This window comes from Leptospira koniambonensis, from assembly GCF_004769555.1.
Classification (GTDB): Bacteria; Spirochaetota; Leptospiria; order Leptospirales; family Leptospiraceae; genus Leptospira_B; species Leptospira_B koniambonensis.
On record NZ_RQFY01000001.1, the window covers coordinates 389897 to 409221 of the forward strand.

Sequence of the window (19325 nt, forward strand, 5' to 3'; positions counted from 1 at the left end):
ATTAATTTAAGAACCCTTTACGGTTATATTATCGATCAATCTTACCTGCCCCAAAAAGGCAGCAACAGCGAGAAGGATTTCTCCTCTTAGAATAGGAAGTTCTCCTAATGTATTCGCATCCAAAATTTCCAGATAATCAGTTTGTATTTTAGAAGAAGAATCCAAAACATCTCTCATCACATTCAGGACTTCTGCAGGATCTTTTTCTCCTTGTTTGATCAGGCTCTCACCTAAACGCAAAGCTCTGATTAAAAGCAAAGCTTCTTCTTTTTCAGGTCCGGTCAAACGTGCGTTTCTGGAACTGAGGGCCAAACCTTCTCTTGAGCGGACTGTATCCACTCCAATGATCTCCATTGGAAATCCAAGTGCTCGAACAAAATCTTTTACGACCAAATATTGTTGGTAATCCTTCTTACCAAAATAAGAACGATCCGCTGGGATTATATGGAACAAACGAGAAAGAACTAAAAGAACACCTTCAAAATGGCCAGGACGAGTTGTAGCATCCAGATTTTTCATTAAATGAGGGATTCGTAATTCTACTGCTGGAATTCCACCCGGATACATTGTATCCTTATCCGGTAAAAAAACCAAATCTACCTTGGACGATTTACAAATTTCTAAATCACCTTCCGTATTGATCGGATATTTTTCGTAATCTTCTGGATCGTTGAATTGTGCAGGATTTACAAAAATAGAAACTACAGTCTTTGCATTTTCGGCAGCAGAACGAACGAATAGATTCGAATGTCCTTCATGCAAAAATCCCATAGTAGGAGCAAAACCCACTGAAAGTTTTTCGGACTTCCAGGAGAGAATTTGGTTTCTGACTTCGTTTGGATCCTTGGATACGATCATGGTTGTCCGTTTTGAGAAAGGCGCACTTTTACTGAATTTCCATGTTCTTCATCCAAACCTTCAAATTCGGAGAGAACTTTTACATACGGATATAATTTTTCTAGAGAGTCCCTGGTCACTTCTTGGTAGGTCACTCTTTTTAAGAATGTAAGAACTCCTAAAGAAGAAAAGATCCGACTTCCCCCAGCCGTTGGAAGAATATGATTTGTTCCGCTGATATAATCTCCCATAGCAACAGGAGAATAAGGTCCTAAAAATACAGAACCTGCATGTCTGATCTTCTTAAATAATTCCAGATAGTTTTCAGTTTGGATCTCCAAATGTTCAGGAGCATATAAATTAGAGAAGTTTACACATTCATCTAAATTAGGAAATACTAATATCCAACTTTCGTTCTCGATCGAGGCTCTTTTGATCGCCTCTCTTTTAGGTCTTTCTTTTAGAGCCTTGTCTATTTCATCCGAGACTTTTTTAGCAAACTCCATGGAATCAGTACAAAGTATTGCGGCCGAATCTTCTCCATGTTCTGCTTGGGAAAGTAAATCTGCTGCCACCCAGTTCGGATTTGCGAAAATATCTGCGATCACAAGGACTTCGCTTGGGCCTGCGGGGCTGTCTATTCCGATCACTCCTTGTCCGCTTAATAAAACTTTTGCAGCAGTCACAAATTTATTCCCAGGTCCGATCACAAATTCAGAACGAGAAATTGTTTCCGTTCCATAAGATGCCGCCGCAATTCCTTGCGCACCTCCCACTGTTACAATAGAATCTGCACCTGCAATTTTAGCAGCAGCGTATAATCCGTCGGGAATCCCATCTTTTTGAGGAGGAGTAACTATCTGAATATGTTTTACACCTGCAATCTTTGCAGGGATCACTCCCATTAAAATGGTAGAAGGATATAATGCCTTTCCACCAGGAGCATATACAGTGACTGATTCTATTGGAGTATAACGAATTCCTAATGTATTTCCTGAAACTTTTACATCTAGGTCGGAAGGAATTTGAGCCTTATGGAATGTTTCAATATTCTCTTTTGCCTTTTCTAATGCGGCAACAAGCTCTGGGTCCGCATTTCCTTTCCATTCTGAGACTGGATAAACCAATTTTTCAGGCCTAAGTTTGTCGAATTTTTGGGTAAGCTCATAAACAGCCTTATCCCCACCATCTCGGACCTGTTCCAAAATAGGACGTACCAGGGCCAAAGTGTCATTTAGATCTTGCTTTGCTCTCTGGAGAATGGGTTCTAAGGAAAAATCCTTGCCTATCTCCCTGATACGAATGCTCATACGGACATTTTTTTTCTTTGCCCGGACTTAGCATCCCGAAAATCCTGGGAACTCTTTTACACCTATGAAAGTTTTCTGTCTGAACTGCAATGGAATCCGATCCGCCTGGGGCAAGGGCCTGGGGGATGTAATCTCTTCTGAAAAACCCGATTTTGTTTGTTTCCAAGAAACCAAAGCACAACCCGACCAACTCAGTTCGGAAATGTGGGAAAAACTAGGATACAAAGCGTTCTTCCATTCAGCTGTTAAAAAAGGTTACTCAGGAGTTTCACTTTGGAGCAAACAAGAACCTAAAAAAGTGACCTATGGACTCGGCCTGGATGAATTTGATAAAGAAGGAAGAAGTGTACTTGCTGAATTTGATTCATATGCTATATGGACTGTTTACTTTCCATCCGGAACCACGGGTGACGTGAGACAAGCCGCCAAGATGAGATTTTTGGAAGAATTCCTAAAAATTTCTGCAAAGTTAAAAAAGAAACATTCCAATATCATCCTATGCGGTGATGTGAATATTGCTCATACTGAAACAGACATACATGATCCAAAAGGAAATGCAAAGAATAGCGGTTTCCTTCCGGAAGAAAGAGCTTGGGTGACTAAATTTCTTTCTACAGGCTGGGTGGATAGTTTTAGGGAATTATATCCGAATAAACAGGAATATACCTGGTGGACTTTTAGAGCTGGAGCGAGAGGGAATAATAAGGGTTGGAGGATCGATTACTTTTTTGTGACTCCTGAGCTTAAATCCAAACTTAAAAAACTCACAGTGAAAAAAGATCCAATCCTATCAGATCATGCAGCGATGATCTTAGAAGTTGATCTTCCTAAAAAGTAAAATTACTTTTTAGGAAGTGTAAGATCTATCTTTGGAAGATTCTTTTTTAAAAATTCAGAAAGTTCTGATTCGAATACCAAAACAGTATCCGTAATTCTTTCAGAAGATTTAGATTTCACTACCTTCTTATCCAAAAGTTTTCCAGAAAATAATAACGGTTCCTTCCAAAAAGGTACACGTATCTCTATTACAGCGTTACTTCCTTCCGGATCTGGATGAAAACGATCCAGGGTAAAGCTAAGCGCTGTACCTTGGATGCCTTCCCAAGTTGCTTGAAAATCTCCGGAAGAAGAATGCACCTGCACTGGAACCTTTACGGTCTCAAAAAACCTGTTTTTGAATTCCTGTACTATTTTATCCAATATAGCCATTTCTATCTCTATGTATCGTTTAATAACAGATGAGACTTAGTGCGATGCAAACAAATTTCCAATTTTATCAAAAAAATTCAGAAGAATCATGACAATAGTGGAAAAAATTGAGAAATAAGACCTAGGTCCCTAGTATTCTAGACCATAGGCAAACTGCTATTATTTAAAGTGAGTGCTTCTATTTCTTCCGTCTTCTTTGGATTTATAGAGGGCTTTGTCTGCTTCTTCTAAAAACTTTATGGTGTCCTTATCTTTTCCAGACATACGAGTGCTGATCCCAATACTGACGGAAACAAATTCAGAAGTTTGAGAAGCTTCATGGGGAATCTTCAGTTCTTGGACCCTGGACCTGATATTTTCAGCAACAAGCATTGCTTTCTCTGCATCAGTTTCAGGAAGAATGACAGCAAACTCTTCGCCGCCGTAACGTGCAGGAAAATCCCCTGCTCTTCTTGCAGTATTTTTTAAGACCCCTGCGACCTGGCGGATACATTCATCTCCTGCTTGGTGACCGTATGTATCATTATACTTTTTGAAAAAATCTATATCTAATAGAAGTAGAGAGATCGGTTTTTCAGAACGGCAGGCTCTTTTCCATTCTACTTCTAAGATCTCGTCGAAAAATCTTCTGTTCCAAATTCCAGAAAGACCATCAGTTCTTGAGACTCTAAGTAATGTTTGGTATGCTTCTGAAAGTTTATCAGTGATCTCTTCCAGATCTCTTTCTCTTTGTTTTCTTTGGAGCATCTCATGGCGAAGTCTCAAAGTAGAACGAACCCTTGCTCTTAACTCATGCGCATCAAAAGGTTTTGTAACGTAATCGATTGCGCCCAATTCAAATGCGGATTCTAAGGTTTGGGTATCATGGATTGCTGTGATGATAATAACAGGTAGGTCTGAAAATTCTTCCTTAGAACTTAAGGTGCGTAGAATGTCCAAACCGTTCATTCCTCCAGGAAGAAGAATGTCCAAAAGTAAAAGTGAAATATCTTTTTTGTTTTCTGGGTTTCCTTGTAGGCCTAACCATTCCAAGGCTGTTTCAGGTGATTGGGTAGAAATCACATCTCCGTATCCCGCTTTTTTAAGGATCCTTTCTACGAGCAGGCAATTTTCTGGAGCATCGTCCAGAATGAGAATTTTGTCCGATTCGCCAATCGCTGCGGATGATTCGCTTTTTTCTTTCGTTGGTCCGAACATTTTAACTGGTGTAATTCATCCGACGAGTCTTTTCAATTAGAGCTACTTCGTGGGAAGAATTTTCCAAACCTATTCTAAAAGTTCCGAAAAGAAAGCGGTTTTTTTTAGGGTTTTCAACCTATTTTCAGGCGACGAAAACCGGATTCTGGAATAATTTAGAGCCCCGAGGGAGGTTCCTTTGGAACAGAAAATATCTAGAAAACAAATCCTTGGCCTGGGTGCAACTACCGCGGCTCTACTCGCGAGTTCTTCCGTTTTAGGACATGAGCACGGCGATAAAAAAGCTTCCAAAAAGAAGAAGGCAGACAAAATTTCCGTGCCAGGCACAGCGATCGAAGCTTCCTCTGCTTGTATTTTAAAAGGTAGAGTCTGCATCAATATGTGTGTGGACGTGCTTGCAGAAGGTCATAAAGAAATGGCAGATTGCCTTAGATCTGTGGAAGAGACTATAGCTCTTTGTGACGCATTCATTGTATTGTCTTCCTTGGGTTCTGCTTCTACTAAAAAATTAGCATCTATTTGCTTAGAGTCTTGTGAAAGATGTGCGGCTCAATGTGATAAACATGCAGATCACCACGAAGAATGTAAGGCATGTTCAGAAGCTTGTAAGGCTTGTATTTCCGAATTCAAAAAATTACTAGCAGCTTAATACGCAAATTCTATCTGGAATCGGGTTCCTGGAGCTGAAGTATTGATGTCCAATTTTGCCTTTAACTGTTTGGATAAGATCCGGATCAGTTGTAAACCTAAGGTCTCTTTGGCTTCAATCTGAGGATAATCCGGGATCCCTTTTCCATCGTCTCCCACTTCTAAATAGAATATCCCATTTCCGGATTTTGCTTTTATGTAAAACTGTCCCTTCTTCTTTTCCGGATACGCATATTTGATAGAATTTGTAGCGATCTCATTGATCATCATTCCAATTGGAAGTGCCTTCTCAACAGCTAAACTCAAATTTCCAACATCTACTATTCTGCCAATTTCAGAACCGATCCCATACACATTCCAAAGATTATCGAGTAACTTATCCACATAAGAACCGAGGCCGATCTCAGCTAAATTTTTAGAATTATAAAGTTCATTATGAACTAAAGACATGGAGTAAATTCTACTTTCCGTATCTCTAAGTTCTCTTGTTACTTCCTTATTCTTTGCATAATTTGCCTGCAGGTTTAGAAGGCTTGCCATGATCTGCAGATTGTTTTTTACCCTATGATGGATTTCTTGCAGAAGTGCTTCCTTATCTCTCAATGATTGGATTAGATTATCCTCAGACTGTTTCCATTTGGTCATGTCCACTAAGATCGCAAGAACCACTTCCTTTCCTTCTAACTGGAATCTATAAGAAGTGATCTCCATTAGGAGAGGAGTTCCTTCCTTGGATCTATGCACATGAGTTTCCGGAATATTTTTACCATTATGAAGAGCCAAATATTGCCTACGCTCTCCAGAACCTCCAATAAACAGATCTGAAAATTTCATATGAAGAAGTTCTTCTCTATCATAACCATAGATACGTTCTGTTTCTTGGTTTAGATCCAAGACACTTTCACAGTCAAAATTATACAAAACGATTGGATGAGGATTATGTTCAAAAATAAGTCTATATCTTTTTTCATTCTCTTTGATAAGGAACGCCTGCTCTTCTAGCTTGGACAACATGTCCTGTCTTTCTATCGCATAAAGAATCGATCTTAATAGAAGATGAGAATCAAATTTACCTTTGATCAAATAATCTTGGCCGCCTGACTGCAAGGCTTCCATTGCAATCGTTTCATCTTGGGTCCCTGAACAGATTACGATCGGAATTTTAGGATAGGATTTTTTAATAGCTTCTAAACCATCCAAGCCAAAACTATCAGGCAAAGTTAGATCTAGAAGAACACAATCTATCTCTTCTCCATGATCTCTTAATACTTCTAAGGCATCTGCAACTGTGGGAGAATGTTCCAAACGTACCCCAGAAGGATCTGCTTCTTTCAAAAATATTTCGAACAAACGAGAATCATCCTCGTTGTCCTCGACTACTAAAATTTGTTTCACCCGGACTGATACAACTCTTGCATTCATCTTGGAGGCAACCTCGAAGTTTTGAACCAATAGATGCGTAATGTATCCATCGCTTCCAAAAAATTATCGTATTCCACCGGTTTCTGTATATATGAGTTCGCGTGTAAGTTAAAAGTCGCAATAATATCTCTGTCAGATCCAGAGGTAGTCAATACCACTACTGGAATCCTTTTGTATTCTGGATCTGATTTAAGTTCTTCTAGAACTTCTAATCCATTCTTTTTAGGAAGATTCAAATCCAATAAGATCAAGTCTGGGCGTCTTGCTCCTACAAATTCACCTTCTCCTTTTACGAAGTCGATCGCTTCTTCTCCGTCTTTTGCCACAAAAAGTCTTTTTTCGGATTTAAGATCGTTCAGCGCTTCTATAGTAAGCCGAACATCCGCGGGATTGTCCTCAACAAGAAGAATATCAAAATATTGTTTAGAAGAAGTATTCATGATTAAACCTCAGGCAGAGAGAAAAAGAACTCGGACCCTTTTCCTAAAGAAGACTGGACCCAAATTTTTCCCCCGTGATTCTCCACGATCTTTTTACAAATAGACAACCCTATCCCAGTTCCTGGATATTCAGACCTTGTATGCAATTTTTGGAATATGATAAAAATACGATCAAAGTATTTGGGATCCATGCCTATCCCATTATCAGAGACACAAAAAACATTTGCGCCGGGCACATGTTTTACCTTGATATGGATTTCAGGGTTCCTGGCAGGAGAACGGAATTTAATCCCATTCGAGATTAGATTACTGAATAAACGCCTGACCTGGTCATGGTCGGCATACACTTCCGGGAAAGGGCCTTCTAAAACTAAATTTGTGTGAGTTTCTTGAATTACAGAAGAAAGATCTTTTTGGACCTCGTCCAGGATCAGATTCGGATCTCCTTTGGATTTTTTTACAGAATCTGAACCAACTCTGGAATAACTCAAAAGGCTCTCAATCAGTCCCTGTTGCCTTTTTGCGGCCTCTACGGATACTTGGATGAATTCTTTCATCTCAGGTTTTATTTCTCCTGAGAATTTTCTCTCTAATAATTGAAGATAGCTTGCGATTGTCCTAAGAGGTTCTTGCAAGTCGTGAGATGCTATATATGCAAACTGTTCCAGTTCCTTATTTGTTTTTGCGAGACCTTGGAGAGCTTCTTCCAATGATTTTCTGGATTCTACTTTTTCAGAAATGTCCCGGTTTACCATAATAAGACCAGGAACCAAATAACCTTCTGCATTAATTTTTTTGAAATTACTTTCGATCATGATCTTTTTGCCTGATCTTAATGTATGAATGAGTTCCCTTTTGGAAGCTCCTAAGTTTTCCCAATCCTCCATGGCCGCTTTATAATTTTCCTCAGAAATCCAGTCCTCTTCAAATAGAGAAGTATAATGTTTTCCTAAACATTCCCCCTCTTCTACCTCATACATTTTTGCAGCATAACTATTATAATAGGTGATCTTCATATCACCGTCTAAAGCGATGATCGCGTCGTTGATCTGGGAAATGACTTCCATATTGAACCGGTTCTCACGACTGATCCGCACTCGTTCGGAAACATCCATCGCGGAAACGAGAACCGCCTCTGTTTCCTGGAACTGAATAGGAGAAGAAACTATATCCAAATATACAGTACTTCCATCTTTTCGTAGATGTTTCATTTCTGGAAAAAAATTCGGGCCGAGCTTGAGGCCTTTGATCTTCTCCCTCATAAACTCTCTTTCTTCAGGAAGCCTGAGTTCTTCTGCGCCTTTTTCTAAAAATTCTTTTTCAGAATATCCGTAAGTTTGGATAGCTGTCTGGTTTACCGCTAATATCTTAAGTGAAGATCTTTCAAAAACGAACATGATTTGAGGATTATTTTGGAATAAATTCCGATACTTCTCTTCATTCTTGCGAATTCTATCTTCGTATTCTTTTCGATCCGAAATATCATAAACAATTCCTAATATTTCCTGGATACGCCGGTTCTTTCCGATCCTTGGATACATTCTTGTTTCCAAGAGAAGACCATTTTGGTTGGTATGATAAATACTCTCTTCTCCCTGAAGAGATTTAGAGAATGCTTCCATTACTTCAGGGCGGTTTCCCGCTCTTTCAAAGATGGTTTTGCCTACCACATCTTTAGGATTGATCTTTAATCTTTCTAATCCTTTTCCGTCAGCGAGTATGATCCTTCCATCCGTAGAAATGGAAAATACAACTACAGGTAATACACCGATTAAAGTTTCAAAATCTATCGTACGTTTTTCTAATATATCTTCCGCAATTTTACGATCCGTAATATCCAGAGAAACTCCTACGAGTCCCCTGACCTTTCCATCTTCTCCTATTGCAGGAGAGATCCTTACTGAAAAATGCCTTCCTAAAAATACCGTCTCTGCACTGATCTCTTTTCCTGAAAGTACTAACTTTAAAGCATCCGTTTGTTCCAGGCGACGGATGGTTCCATCTTCTTCCCTTAATTCTGCGTTCCATTCATGTTGAACAAAGTTAGTCCCTATGAATGCACTTGAATCCAGGCCAAGCATGTCTAACGCCTTGCCAGAAGCAAAATTCATGAGTCCATTCTCGTCTGCGGAAAATAGTACGATGGGGGAATTGGAAAGTATATAATCCAGTAAGGATTTCGGATTTCCTGGAGCGGATTGATTTGATAATATTTGAGAACGAGAACCCATAAATAGATCCGCCCGGAATAAAAATTCCGGGCAGGGGGCTCTAATTATGGCGAAATATAGATATTTTCAAGCATATTTCGACTTTTTGTGGAGTTTGTGGAATAAATACCCCATAAGGGATACGTTAGATGATCTCTATCTTCTCAATTACCACTGGTTGGACTGGGCGGTCTCCCGGAGCAGTAGGAGTTTCGGAAATAGTTTGAACTATGTCTTCTCCCGCACTCACATGACCAAAAACTGCATGGCGATTATCCAGATATAGATTATCTTTCACATTGATGAAAAACTGAGAGCCTCCAGTATTCGGTCCAGCATTCGCCATAGAGATAGTAAACTTTTTGTTTTTAAGTTCCGGATGAAATTCATCTTGGATCTTATACCCTGGTCCACCAGTTCCGGTTCCTTGAGGGCAACCGCCTTGTATCATAAAATTTGCAATAATCCTGTGAAAAACCAGACCATCATAAAAGCCTTTTTGAGCCAATTGGATGAAATTCCCGGCAGTGATCGGAGCCTTTTCATCTTCCAATAAAACGGAGAAGGTCCCTCGGTTGGTGGTAAACTTAGCAGTTGCCATAAATATCCTCAAAGTCCAAATTCTCAACGATGTCCGTATAATCAACAAAATAGGTATCCTAGATTGGGAAGAACGCATTCGACTTGTTTTCAATATAGAATGCGGTTGTTCCGATAATTTAACGGAGGATTTCCAGAATCTACTTTCCGCTAGACGGATCGATTTTTTAGCTTTCTAAAAGAGAATTTTTTATTCCGGAACTTCCTTAGGAACAAAATGCCATCATCTACAAAATACATTCCCTTTGGACCAAATGGTGCAGTCGCCTTCTGGGCAAGAGCGAAGGATAAGATCCAAAACCAGGACGAGCTAAGAGCCTGGGCAGACTTAGGGATCAAAACTGTAGTCTGCGTATTTTCTGAAAAAGGTTCCTCTTTAGTCACCGATTTAGAGGAAGTTTTACATGCAGGAGAATGGAAATTATTCGCATTAGAAATTCCTCCTGGACCGGAAACAAATGAGTCAGTATTCCACTCTGCTTGGAAATTAATATCTGCAGCAGCAAAATCTAATATATTATTTTTAATTCCGGAAGAATTAGAAGAAAGATGGGAAGTGATACTTTCCAAAATGGTAATTTCTTCTTATCCACATATCGCCACAGGAGAGTTAGGTGCTTGGTTCCCAAGTTTACAAGGACAAGCAGAAGTCGAATTCTTAGGAGAATTTAAAACCTATGCTTCTCGCAAAAAAGCTCCTAAAGAAATCCCAGATTCTACAAGAGGAGAATTTTCACTTTTCCTAAAGGAACTTCCTTTGGCGGTTTCTGGGATAGAACTCGGAGTTTTCAAGAACGGTCATAAAGATCCTAACGGAAAGAAGAAGGTCCCGAAATTCCAAGAGACTGAAAGTTTTCGCACCTTGGAAAGTAAGCCAGTTATCTCCTTTGATACAGTATTTTCTGGAGAAAAACAAGAATCCGAAACTGCCGCGGCTGTTTCAGAAGCTCCAAAAACTCCCGCAACATCAGAAAAGAAGAATATTCCAAAAAAGGAAACTACTCCTAATCCTGCTGCAGATGTTGGAGATTTAGCAACCACTGCAAAATTCCCACTTCAGCTTAAACTAATGGCAGTGATCTCACTTTTACTCACTGTTACAGTTTCCACAGTTATTTTATATGCATCCAGCGAATTCAAAAAGAATTACGAAGTTAGAGTATTAGAAACCAACTTCTCTTTGGTGAATATCTTAGGGATCAAAGTAAAATCAGATCTAAAAGATATTCGTGATAAAGGTAAAACTCTTACAGAAAAACTTTTAGATCCAAAAGGCCCTGGTGCTTATGCGGATCTATTCTTCAGGAACGAACCTGATTTTCTTTTAGCAGGAATTTATTCTGCCGAAGGAGATAAGCTTAAAAAAAGAACAGTTCTATACAATGATTCTTACTTAGAAGGAATTTCATCCAACAGAGAAGAACTGGATGCCGCAGTTTCTCAAAAGGAATCTCACTTTTTGAAAACAATCCAGTCTGGCGGAAGAATAGACAATCTCACTCCTAATTTTAAAGAACCTACTTTTTCTATTTCTGTTTATGATTCTCAGAGTAAGTCTATTCTACTCTATATCATCCGTGCAGAAAGACTTCTAGCTGTATTCCAAAAACAAGATATTAACGTTCCATTCTTGATCAATGGAGATGGGGACCTGATTGCACATCATGATCTTCAACTTCTTGCATCTCAAACAAATTGGGCGGACCTTCCTATTTTTGAAACAATGCTTTCTTCCGTAAGAGAAGATAGCCAACAAACTAGATACGAAGATTCTACTAAGACTAAATATTACGGCTCTTATCAAAAATTAGGTTTTGGCGGATCCGGTGTAATAGTCGCAGTTCCGGAAGAAAAAGTTTTTGAGATGGTATATCGCATCCAGACCAAAAACCTTCTAATCATGGCGATCGCACTTTGTATCGCACTCATTATTGTATTCTTCCTCGCAAGAACCATCACAATTCCTGTATTAAAACTTTTAACCGCCACAGTAGAGATCGCTAAAGGAAATTTTAGGATCGGGATCAAGTCCAGTACAAAGGACGAGATTGGCGTTTTGACTGATTATTTCGTGAGTATGGGAAAAGGCCTCGAAGAAAGAGAGAAGGTAAAGGATGCTCTCGGCCGTTTCGTAAACAAAGAGATCGCAGAGATGGTCCTTAATAAAGAACTAACTCTGGGTGGAGAAAGAAAGATGTGTGCCATCTTCTTCTCAGATATTCGTTCCTTTACAGCTATATCAGAAAAACTGCAACCAGAAGAAGTAGTAGAATTCTTAAACGAATACATGACAGAGATGGTTCGTTGCGTGAACGACACTCATGGGATCGTGGATAAGTTTATCGGAGACGCTATCATGGCGACTTGGGGAGCAGTTCGCACCTCAGAACATGACGCAGAAAATGCAGTGAACGGCGCACTTTTAATGAGAGCCGCACTTATTAAGTTCAATGAGGGAAGAGGCGGAGATAAAAAACCGGTCATCCGTATTGGTTGTGGTCTTAACTTTGGACCAGTGATCGCAGGCCAGATCGGTTCCGAAGAAAGATTGGAATATACTGTGATCGGTGACGCAGTGAACCTCGCCTCTCGTGTGGAAGCGTTGAACAAACCTTTTGGTACAGACATTTTAATTACACAAGATCTACTGAATCATGTAAAAGATATTTTTGCGGTCGAAAAAATGCAATCTATCAAGGTGAAGGGAAAAGAAGAACCCCAAACCATTTACGCGGTCCTGGGAAGAAAAGACGATATGGATCGTCCAAGAGATCTAAACGAGCTAAGAAGAAAGCTCGGAATAGAATACGAATCCAAGAAAAAAACAAAAACAGGAGATGAGGAAGAGGAATTAAAGTATGAAATACTTGAATGACGGCCGTGTCGTCGTTACTGCTTTAGTTCTACTACTGTTCTTTTTTTCGGGACTATTATATCTTTATGCCAACGCAGGCCCTAAAACAGGGACCAATAAAGTTGTAGGCCAACTCAAAACAAAACAACTCAAAATATTAAGAAAACTTGATTCTGAAGTTATCTGGGAAGAGCTGGATGAGTCAGATCCAATCAGATACAGAGACACAATTCGTACAGAAGAAGGCTCCGAAGCAGTATTACTTTTTACTGATGGAGAAAATTCCGCAGAGATCAGAATGGACGAAAGAAGTATGATCCTTGTGGAAGATACGGACAAGATCAGTTTCGTATCCGGTTCACTTTCTGCAACAGGCGGAGGTTCCGGTAATCTACAGATCAGTTCCGGAGACACTAAGATCTCTCTAGGAAATTCTGATCTAAAAATTTCCAAAGACGAGAACAAAGGCCTAAACTTAGAAGTAAAACAAGGAGAAGCCAAGGTTGTCTCTTCTTCCGGCGAGAACACTGTAGGTAAAAATCAATCTGCCGACCTAAAAGACGGAAAAGTAGAAGTCCATACATTAAATTTAGAAACAGTTTCCCCTCCAGACAAAACTCATTTCCCTTTACCAGGAGAAACCCTTCCTGTTAGATTCGAATGGAAAAATTCTCCAAGTATTAAAACTTTCAGACTGGAAGTTGCCAAAGATTCAGGATTCAGAACTGGTTTAAAAAAATTGAATACAGGTGGGACAAACGCCTCCATCTCGCTTCCTAATGGATCTTATTATTGGAGACTTGCAGGAAAAAATCCTCAGTCAGGAAAAGATGAATTCAGTTCTTCTAAAAACTTTAAAATCCTTTCTTGGAATAAACCAAGGCTTGTCTCACCTACCAATAAAGAAGTATTCTCTTATACGGAAACCGCACCCCCTGTCCGTTTCCAATGGAATACATTCGATTCTCAAACAAAATATAAATTGGAAGTTTCTTCAGATGCGAATTTTAAACAAATCGCATACACCGGGGATTCCGTTGCTGGTTTCTTAAAATGGGAACCTAAAACTGAAGGACAATTTTTTGCTCGGGTTAAAATGAGTTCCGACAAACAGGGATTTACCGAACTAAGCTCTGACGCAATTTCTTTCGTTTTGCGTAAATCTGAACAAGCAGAACCTCCTAAACTCCTGAAACCTTTACAAGGAGAAGAGATTGGAATTCGTATATTTAAGGTTGGTTCCTTCTTTAGTTGGAGTTCCAACAAGGAATTCAAATCTTATTCCTTAGATATAGCCGCTGATTCCGATTTCAAAAATATACTTTTCACCAAATCGACTAACTCCAATTTTATGAAACCTGATCTAGATTGGAAAGAAGGCGCATACTTCTGGAGAATTAAAGCAAACTCCAACTCAGACGAGGTAATTTCTTCTTCTGTTGGTAAGTTCACTTTAAAACCTCTGGGTTCTATCCGACTCTCTTTTCCTAAAGATGGATCCGAATTAGGTCATCCAGTGGACGGCAAATTACAATTCAGATGGGATAGACCGGACCCAAGCGGAACTTATAAATTAGAAGTTTCTAAAGATCCTAATTTTGCTTCTAAGATATTTGAAAGTTCTGTTCGTTCTGGGCAAAACTCTGTGCCGCTTTCAGGGCCAGGTGATTATTATTGGAAAGTTACTCTTCTTTCTCCGGAGGGAGAAGTTCTGACAAGCAGTCCTTCTTCTGGATTTAAAACCTCTGACTCTGCACCTTTTGTCTCTCCTGTATATCCAAGAGATAGAGATAAGATAGACTTGGATGAGAAACCAAGTTTGTCATTTTATTGGGAAATTGAAGGCAAATCCGAGGCATACATATTGGAGCTTTTAGAGGCGGACCAAAAAACGCTAAAAACAGTCTTTAAAAAGGAAATTAAGGGAGAATCCTACGACTATCGAGAGTTGTATAGGTTAAGGGAAGGAAAATACCAGTGGAGACTAAGTGCAAAATACAGAGACAGCTCTGGACAAGTACGCACCACACTTCCATTAACCAGGGATTTCGAAGTAATCATGTCCGCAACCTTCAAGGCACCGGAGATTTTGACTCCTAAGGAATTTTATGTTGAGTAGAAGATTCCAAAAATCTACGACGATTGCGGCTCTTTTAGTCGGATTCCTTTTATTCTCTCTTCCGATTTTTGCGAAGGAAGAAGGTGTAAAACTGGAATGGAAGCCTATTCCTGATGCGGGTGGTTACCAAGTAGAGATCAAAGATTCTCGCGGAAAGATCACAAGAGAAAAAACCAATGGGTCGCAGATCCAAATCGAATTACCTCCTGGAGCTTATGAGCATAGGATCGGTGTATTAAATAAATACGGAAGAGTTTCAGTCTTCTCCGCTTGGATCCCATTCGAAGTTATTCTTTCTCAAAAACCTGAAGTGATCGCGGCCGAAAAAAGTAAGTTTTTAAGCAAGGATATGCCTGAAACTTTCGAGATCAAAGGTAAACATTTTACAGAAGCCACAAAAGTAATATTAAAAGATTCTAAAGGGAACGAAATCCCAGTTAAGTCCATTGATCTTAAAAATCCTGAAACTATGGTAGTTACCATAGATAAGAAAAAAGCTCCAGAAGGTGCTGTCTCCCTACGTTTAGAAAATCCACGGAACAAGTCTACAGAAAAGGAAAATTACTTTTTAGTGGCTGAAACAGAAGATGAATTGGCTGCCTTAGATTCTAAGACCTCTTCTTCTGGAGTATCTGGGCCTTCTATCTTTGATTTGGGAGCTGCCGCAAGATCTGCAGTTCTTCCTGGATGGGGACAGTATTACCAAAAAAAATCCACATTTAGAACTGCGATCTTTCCTAGCTTAGTTTTAGTAGCAGGTGGTTACGCGGCCGCCAAAGGAAGTTCTTATTTAAGTGCGACTCATGAATTGGATGCGGCAAGACAGAGTAATATTATGTATAACTCTGCATTCTTACAATCTGGGAACCCAGCACTATTCAACTTAGCATTGTACAATTATACTCAGATCTCTCCTAAATATTCTCATGCAGTGGGAGAATATAACCAACTCGGAGTGGCATTAGGAGTATTAGGATTCTTTTATCTAATCAATGTGATGGATGCGGGATTTTTCCCAGGACCTAAACAAGTAAAGGTAGAAGGAACAGATACTCCTGTAACAGTCTCCCCTATTCTCAGAAATGCAAGAGATTCGGACAGAGCAGCTACTTACGCTTCCGGAAATTCTTATCTTCTTCAGCAAAGAATGGAATTAGGAGTGGAATTCACATGGTAGTCCTCAAGAATTTTCTCCCAAAATTATATTCAATTTTGCTAATCGTATTCATGATGAGTACGATGGGCTGTTATACTCGTCCTAAAAAATCGGGCATTTTAGATTTTATGAATATTTCTAATTTTGTATCCTATTTAACAGGAACTGCTTTTCCGCTGAATGTTCAAGTAAATGGACTTACTAACTCAGGCACCTTGGTAGTTGAATTAGGAAGTACCGGAGAACAACTTACATTCTCCGCAGCGGGATCGGACTCTTTTTCTGGATATTATGATCCGAATATTGTTTATACTTTAAGTATTATTACTCAACCTGCTACTCTTCCTACTCAGACCTGTATTATCAGCAATCCAAATCTAACTCTTACATTTGCAAGCACCACATTCGTGGTAAACTGTGCAGAGAATTGGTATAAGGCGAATGTAACTGTCACCGGTATAGACAGTGCAAATACAACGAATTTAGAAATTTATAATAATGGAACGGACCTGAAAACAAGGACCTCCGTCGGAACAGTCAATTTCGATGTAGGAGATGGAATGCCTTACGATATCACTATAGGCGCTGTTCCTACGGTTCCTTCTACCCATATCTGCCAAGTAGTTACTTCTCCTCCGAACGGAACGATTAGCGGTGCTGATGTAAACCTGCAAATCAGTTGTTTGAGTCTAATGAAGACAAGTGTTCCTGCTGCTGGTTCTTTCTTTCCTTCCACCAAGGCGATGGTTTTTACATTTTCAGGTCCGGTATCCGGTTGTTCGTTGGACGCGACTGCAGGTGGCCCTCCTTATTCTGCAGGAACAGCTAGTGGAAGCCCAGGTGTAACGTATTCTGGAAACACAGCAATAGTAGCCCCTACTGCTTTACCTTGGTCTTTCGGAGCATTGACCTTCCCTCTGAGTGTTACATTTATACTGACCGGTTGTAAGGATGGAGTAGCCCTTGCAAATAATGGAGCAACCATTTCCCTCAATGTTAAGATGATGGACGGTGATGTTTATTTTGTCCGAAACGTTGCAGGAAGCGATTCTAATTCCTGCGAACAACCGAATGACGCTTGTCAGACTGTCCAAGCAGCAGTTTCTCTCTGTTCTTCGTCTGCCGTATGTACTATCCAAGTAGAAGGAGGAGTGGGAGAATACTTACTGGACGCAACAACTCCTGCTATCTCAATTACTTCCTCCGGAGGAGTTCGACTCTTTGGAAGTTTCGATTCAGCATTCTCTATACAAGATATGGATGCTACCCCGACAATTATTAGAGACCAAAGAACAGCTGCACAATGTGCCGGAACCCTAATCGGTACTAATGAATGTGCGGCCATTACAATCACAGCAAGTGGTATGGGAGGAGATACTAAAAAGGCACATGTGATACAAGGATTCACTATTATTGCTGATCGAAATAAAGCAGCAGCTTATGCGGTAAAAATCGTCGGAGGGAGCACTGACAGTTTTGCTTACATTGCAGGAAATTATATTTCTGGTGGAGAAGTCGCAGGAGATTCCACTGCGGGTGGGTCTCGGGGCGGAATATATCTTTTAAGTTCCGTCTCTCAAAACCAAATTGATATGAATGTGATCAAGGGTGGTTTTGGAGCAGATAATTCAGTAGCCGTTCAGAATTATAATTCCCATATGCTTCTGACTCGAAATCGATTGAGTGGTGATAAGGCAGGAGCAAGCTCAACATCTGTCCTGATCGCAAATACAGCCAGCAACCCTACTCTAGCAATTATAAATAATACTATGAACTACCTTCAATATACTGATGCAACGGTAACTTCTTCCTTTGCTTATGGAATGCGCGCAGATGAAACTCCTTCTTCAGTGTCAAATTTCTACGTAGCAGGTAATTCCGTTTATGCAAATGGAGGGTCTGTAAATAACGGACTCTTTTTTAATGGAGCATCCGCGTCCAATGCTCAAGTGTTAAATAACCTCGTTAAAGTCCAAGGTTCTAACAATACTTGCGTAACTTATGCAACAACTCCTTCGGGCTCTGCAATTTTTAGAGGGAATAATATTGATTGTACTGCTGGGACTAAGCTCATGTCTAACTCAGTCAATTTTCCGTATTACTGCCCAAACGGAACTTTCAACTCATTCAGTACACTATGCTTACTTGCAAACGCTTTCCTAGATACAACTAGAGGAGGGCAGAATTTTAATGATATTCCGAGTTTTACTTCCCCTCCCCCGTTAAAACCTTGGCTATCTTTCTCACCTGCAAATGGAGGAACTTGTAATATAGCTTTTGGAGGAGTGGAAACTTCTTCCTATTTAAGTACTTTCGACACTATCTACAAGCAGGACGCAGTCATTGGATCTTCAGTTTCGAGGACAACATCTTCAGGCGGAACTACTCCATCCGGCTCCGCGGGTTATTCTATCGGAGCCTTTGAATTAGATGATGCGGGTTGCTTGTAGTTAGAGACGTAGATCTGTTTTTAACTAAAGATTATCTTTATAATTTTGCTACACAGAAGACAAGGCCTTGTGAGTTTGTGTTTACATTTCCTGAATAGAAAGCTTCCCCGTTTGCATAGCGGGAAAAAATAGCAAGATTACTAATAGTGCCTGTAACATATGAACTAGACCACGTTAATTGTGCATCCGGAAGCGAATTGTCTGCAGTTCCGAAAACGCCCAAGGCATAAGGAGAAGAGCCTGACCTCAAAGTATTTGATTGGATCGCATCAGGCAATATCCAATCTGTTCGACCAGCAAAGGAAAGATTTGCACAAATGGACTCTGCTTGTGCTTGATTATAGGATGCATCTGCCCCAGCGAGTGCTCCACAATTTGGATTTGCATATGTATGAGGCTTGGATGGAGAACTACTTCCATCAATCAAACATAAAGTCCACATAAAACGGTTCGCACTATCAGTCACTGTCCCATTACCGTTATTTGTCAAACTAGGAGTTTCACAATTATTACCGCCTAACGCGGTAATTAAGCCAGACTCATCCGCTACATTTGTCGTATCTGTTGCACCGCTAAAGTTTACAGGATTCGCGACCCTTTGACCACAATGGGAAGAAACTCCGAGAGTGAGTAATAAAGCAGTAAAATCTTGCTTAGAATCCTCACTACAATTTACTAAAGATACAATGGAAAATAAAAGCACTGCGACCGAATGTTTCATAGTAAGGAAGATGCATCTAGTTCTTTTCCCGTCAAGCATCGAGTGACACTAAGGAATAAAAATCATAGAATTAGGAATATTCATTAGCAAAAACTAATCACTTTGGATTAGTTCGTTTAACAGTGTTTGGCGAAATTGAAAATTTTAGTAAG

The 19325-nt window shown here is 39.9% G+C and carries 15 protein-coding genes; 6 read left to right on the forward strand and 9 right to left on the reverse strand.

Going from position 1 to position 19325, the window contains the following annotated elements:
- Positions 1 to 6: 6 nt before the first annotated feature.
- The gene (panC, locus tag EHQ52_RS01850) at positions 7 to 858 is read right to left on the reverse strand and encodes a pantoate--beta-alanine ligase (RefSeq protein WP_135613585.1); all 852 of its coding nucleotides are present in this window, start codon (positions 856 to 858) and stop codon (positions 7 to 9) included.
- Positions 855 to 2147 carry a histidinol dehydrogenase gene (gene hisD / locus EHQ52_RS01855; protein ID WP_135613586.1) on the reverse strand — a complete coding sequence of 431 codons (1293 nt, stop codon included), beginning with the start codon at positions 2145 to 2147 and terminating at the stop codon, positions 855 to 857. Before hisD ends, panC begins: the two co-directional genes overlap by 4 nt.
- 64 nt (positions 2148 to 2211) lie before the next feature.
- Here hisD and EHQ52_RS01860 point away from each other — a divergent pair, with 64 nt between their 5' ends.
- A complete protein-coding gene (locus EHQ52_RS01860) occupies positions 2212 to 2985 on the forward strand; it encodes an exodeoxyribonuclease III (RefSeq protein WP_135613587.1) in 774 nt (257 codons plus the stop codon).
- A 2-nt stretch (positions 2986 to 2987) separates the two neighbouring features.
- Here EHQ52_RS01860 and EHQ52_RS01865 read toward each other — a convergent pair whose 3' ends face one another.
- Together EHQ52_RS01865 and EHQ52_RS01870 are read right to left on the reverse strand one after the other, a co-directional pair.
- Positions 2988 to 3356 carry a hypothetical protein gene (locus tag EHQ52_RS01865; protein ID WP_208653433.1) on the reverse strand — a complete coding sequence of 123 codons (369 nt, stop codon included), beginning with the start codon at positions 3354 to 3356 and terminating at the stop codon, positions 2988 to 2990.
- Between the two features lie 159 nt (positions 3357 to 3515).
- Positions 3516 to 4553, reverse strand: coding sequence for a diguanylate cyclase (locus EHQ52_RS01870; RefSeq protein WP_135613589.1), 1038 nt, complete (start codon positions 4551 to 4553; stop codon positions 3516 to 3518).
- Positions 4554 to 4731: 178 nt separating this feature from the next.
- Here EHQ52_RS01870 and EHQ52_RS01875 point away from each other — a divergent pair, with 178 nt between their 5' ends.
- Positions 4732 to 5202: a four-helix bundle copper-binding protein gene (locus EHQ52_RS01875; RefSeq protein WP_135613590.1), complete on the forward strand. Its 471-nt coding sequence runs from the start codon at positions 4732 to 4734 to the stop codon at positions 5200 to 5202.
- On the opposite strand, the gene EHQ52_RS01880 is transcribed toward EHQ52_RS01875, so the two are convergent.
- The 4 genes from EHQ52_RS01880 to EHQ52_RS01895 form a co-directional block, all read right to left on the reverse strand.
- Positions 5199 to 6623, reverse strand: a complete 1425-nt coding sequence (locus tag EHQ52_RS01880) for a sensor histidine kinase (RefSeq protein ID WP_135613591.1) — start codon at positions 6621 to 6623, stop codon at positions 5199 to 5201. The two genes, EHQ52_RS01875 and EHQ52_RS01880, sit on opposite strands and share 4 nt — an antisense overlap.
- Positions 6620 to 7063 (reverse strand): response regulator, encoded by a 444-nt coding sequence (locus tag EHQ52_RS01885; protein ID WP_135613592.1) that lies wholly within the window; start codon positions 7061 to 7063, stop codon positions 6620 to 6622. The genes EHQ52_RS01880 and EHQ52_RS01885 overlap by 4 nt, the downstream gene beginning before the upstream one ends.
- 2 nt (positions 7064 to 7065) lie before the next feature.
- The gene (locus EHQ52_RS01890; RefSeq protein WP_135613593.1) at positions 7066 to 9294 is read right to left on the reverse strand and encodes a PAS domain S-box protein; all 2229 of its coding nucleotides are present in this window, start codon (positions 9292 to 9294) and stop codon (positions 7066 to 7068) included.
- A 124-nt stretch (positions 9295 to 9418) separates the two neighbouring features.
- Positions 9419 to 9874 (reverse strand): peptidylprolyl isomerase, encoded by a 456-nt coding sequence (locus EHQ52_RS01895; RefSeq protein ID WP_135613594.1) that lies wholly within the window; start codon positions 9872 to 9874, stop codon positions 9419 to 9421.
- A gap of 216 nt (positions 9875 to 10090) precedes the next feature.
- Here EHQ52_RS01895 and EHQ52_RS01900 point away from each other — a divergent pair, with 216 nt between their 5' ends.
- From EHQ52_RS01900 to EHQ52_RS01915, 4 genes are read left to right on the forward strand one after another with little or no spacing between them, the layout of a single operon-like run.
- A complete protein-coding gene (locus tag EHQ52_RS01900) occupies positions 10091 to 12748 on the forward strand; it encodes an adenylate/guanylate cyclase domain-containing protein (RefSeq protein ID WP_135613595.1) in 2658 nt (885 codons plus the stop codon).
- The gene (locus EHQ52_RS01905; RefSeq protein WP_135613596.1) at positions 12732 to 14846 is read left to right on the forward strand and encodes a FecR family protein; all 2115 of its coding nucleotides are present in this window, start codon (positions 12732 to 12734) and stop codon (positions 14844 to 14846) included. Before EHQ52_RS01900 ends, EHQ52_RS01905 begins: the two co-directional genes overlap by 17 nt.
- Complete coding sequence (locus EHQ52_RS01910; protein ID WP_135613597.1) at positions 14836 to 16023, forward strand: LIC11435 family protein; 1188 nt, start codon at positions 14836 to 14838, stop codon at positions 16021 to 16023. The genes EHQ52_RS01905 and EHQ52_RS01910 overlap by 11 nt, the downstream gene beginning before the upstream one ends.
- Positions 16017 to 18452 carry a hypothetical protein gene (locus EHQ52_RS01915; RefSeq protein WP_135613598.1) on the forward strand — a complete coding sequence of 812 codons (2436 nt, stop codon included), beginning with the start codon at positions 16017 to 16019 and terminating at the stop codon, positions 18450 to 18452. The genes EHQ52_RS01910 and EHQ52_RS01915 overlap by 7 nt, the downstream gene beginning before the upstream one ends.
- A gap of 37 nt (positions 18453 to 18489) precedes the next feature.
- Here the strand turns inward: EHQ52_RS01915 and EHQ52_RS01920 are convergent, their stop codons facing one another.
- Positions 18490 to 19173 carry an Lcl C-terminal domain-containing protein gene (locus EHQ52_RS01920; protein ID WP_135613599.1) on the reverse strand — a complete coding sequence of 228 codons (684 nt, stop codon included), beginning with the start codon at positions 19171 to 19173 and terminating at the stop codon, positions 18490 to 18492.
- Positions 19174 to 19325 lie beyond the last annotated feature (152 nt).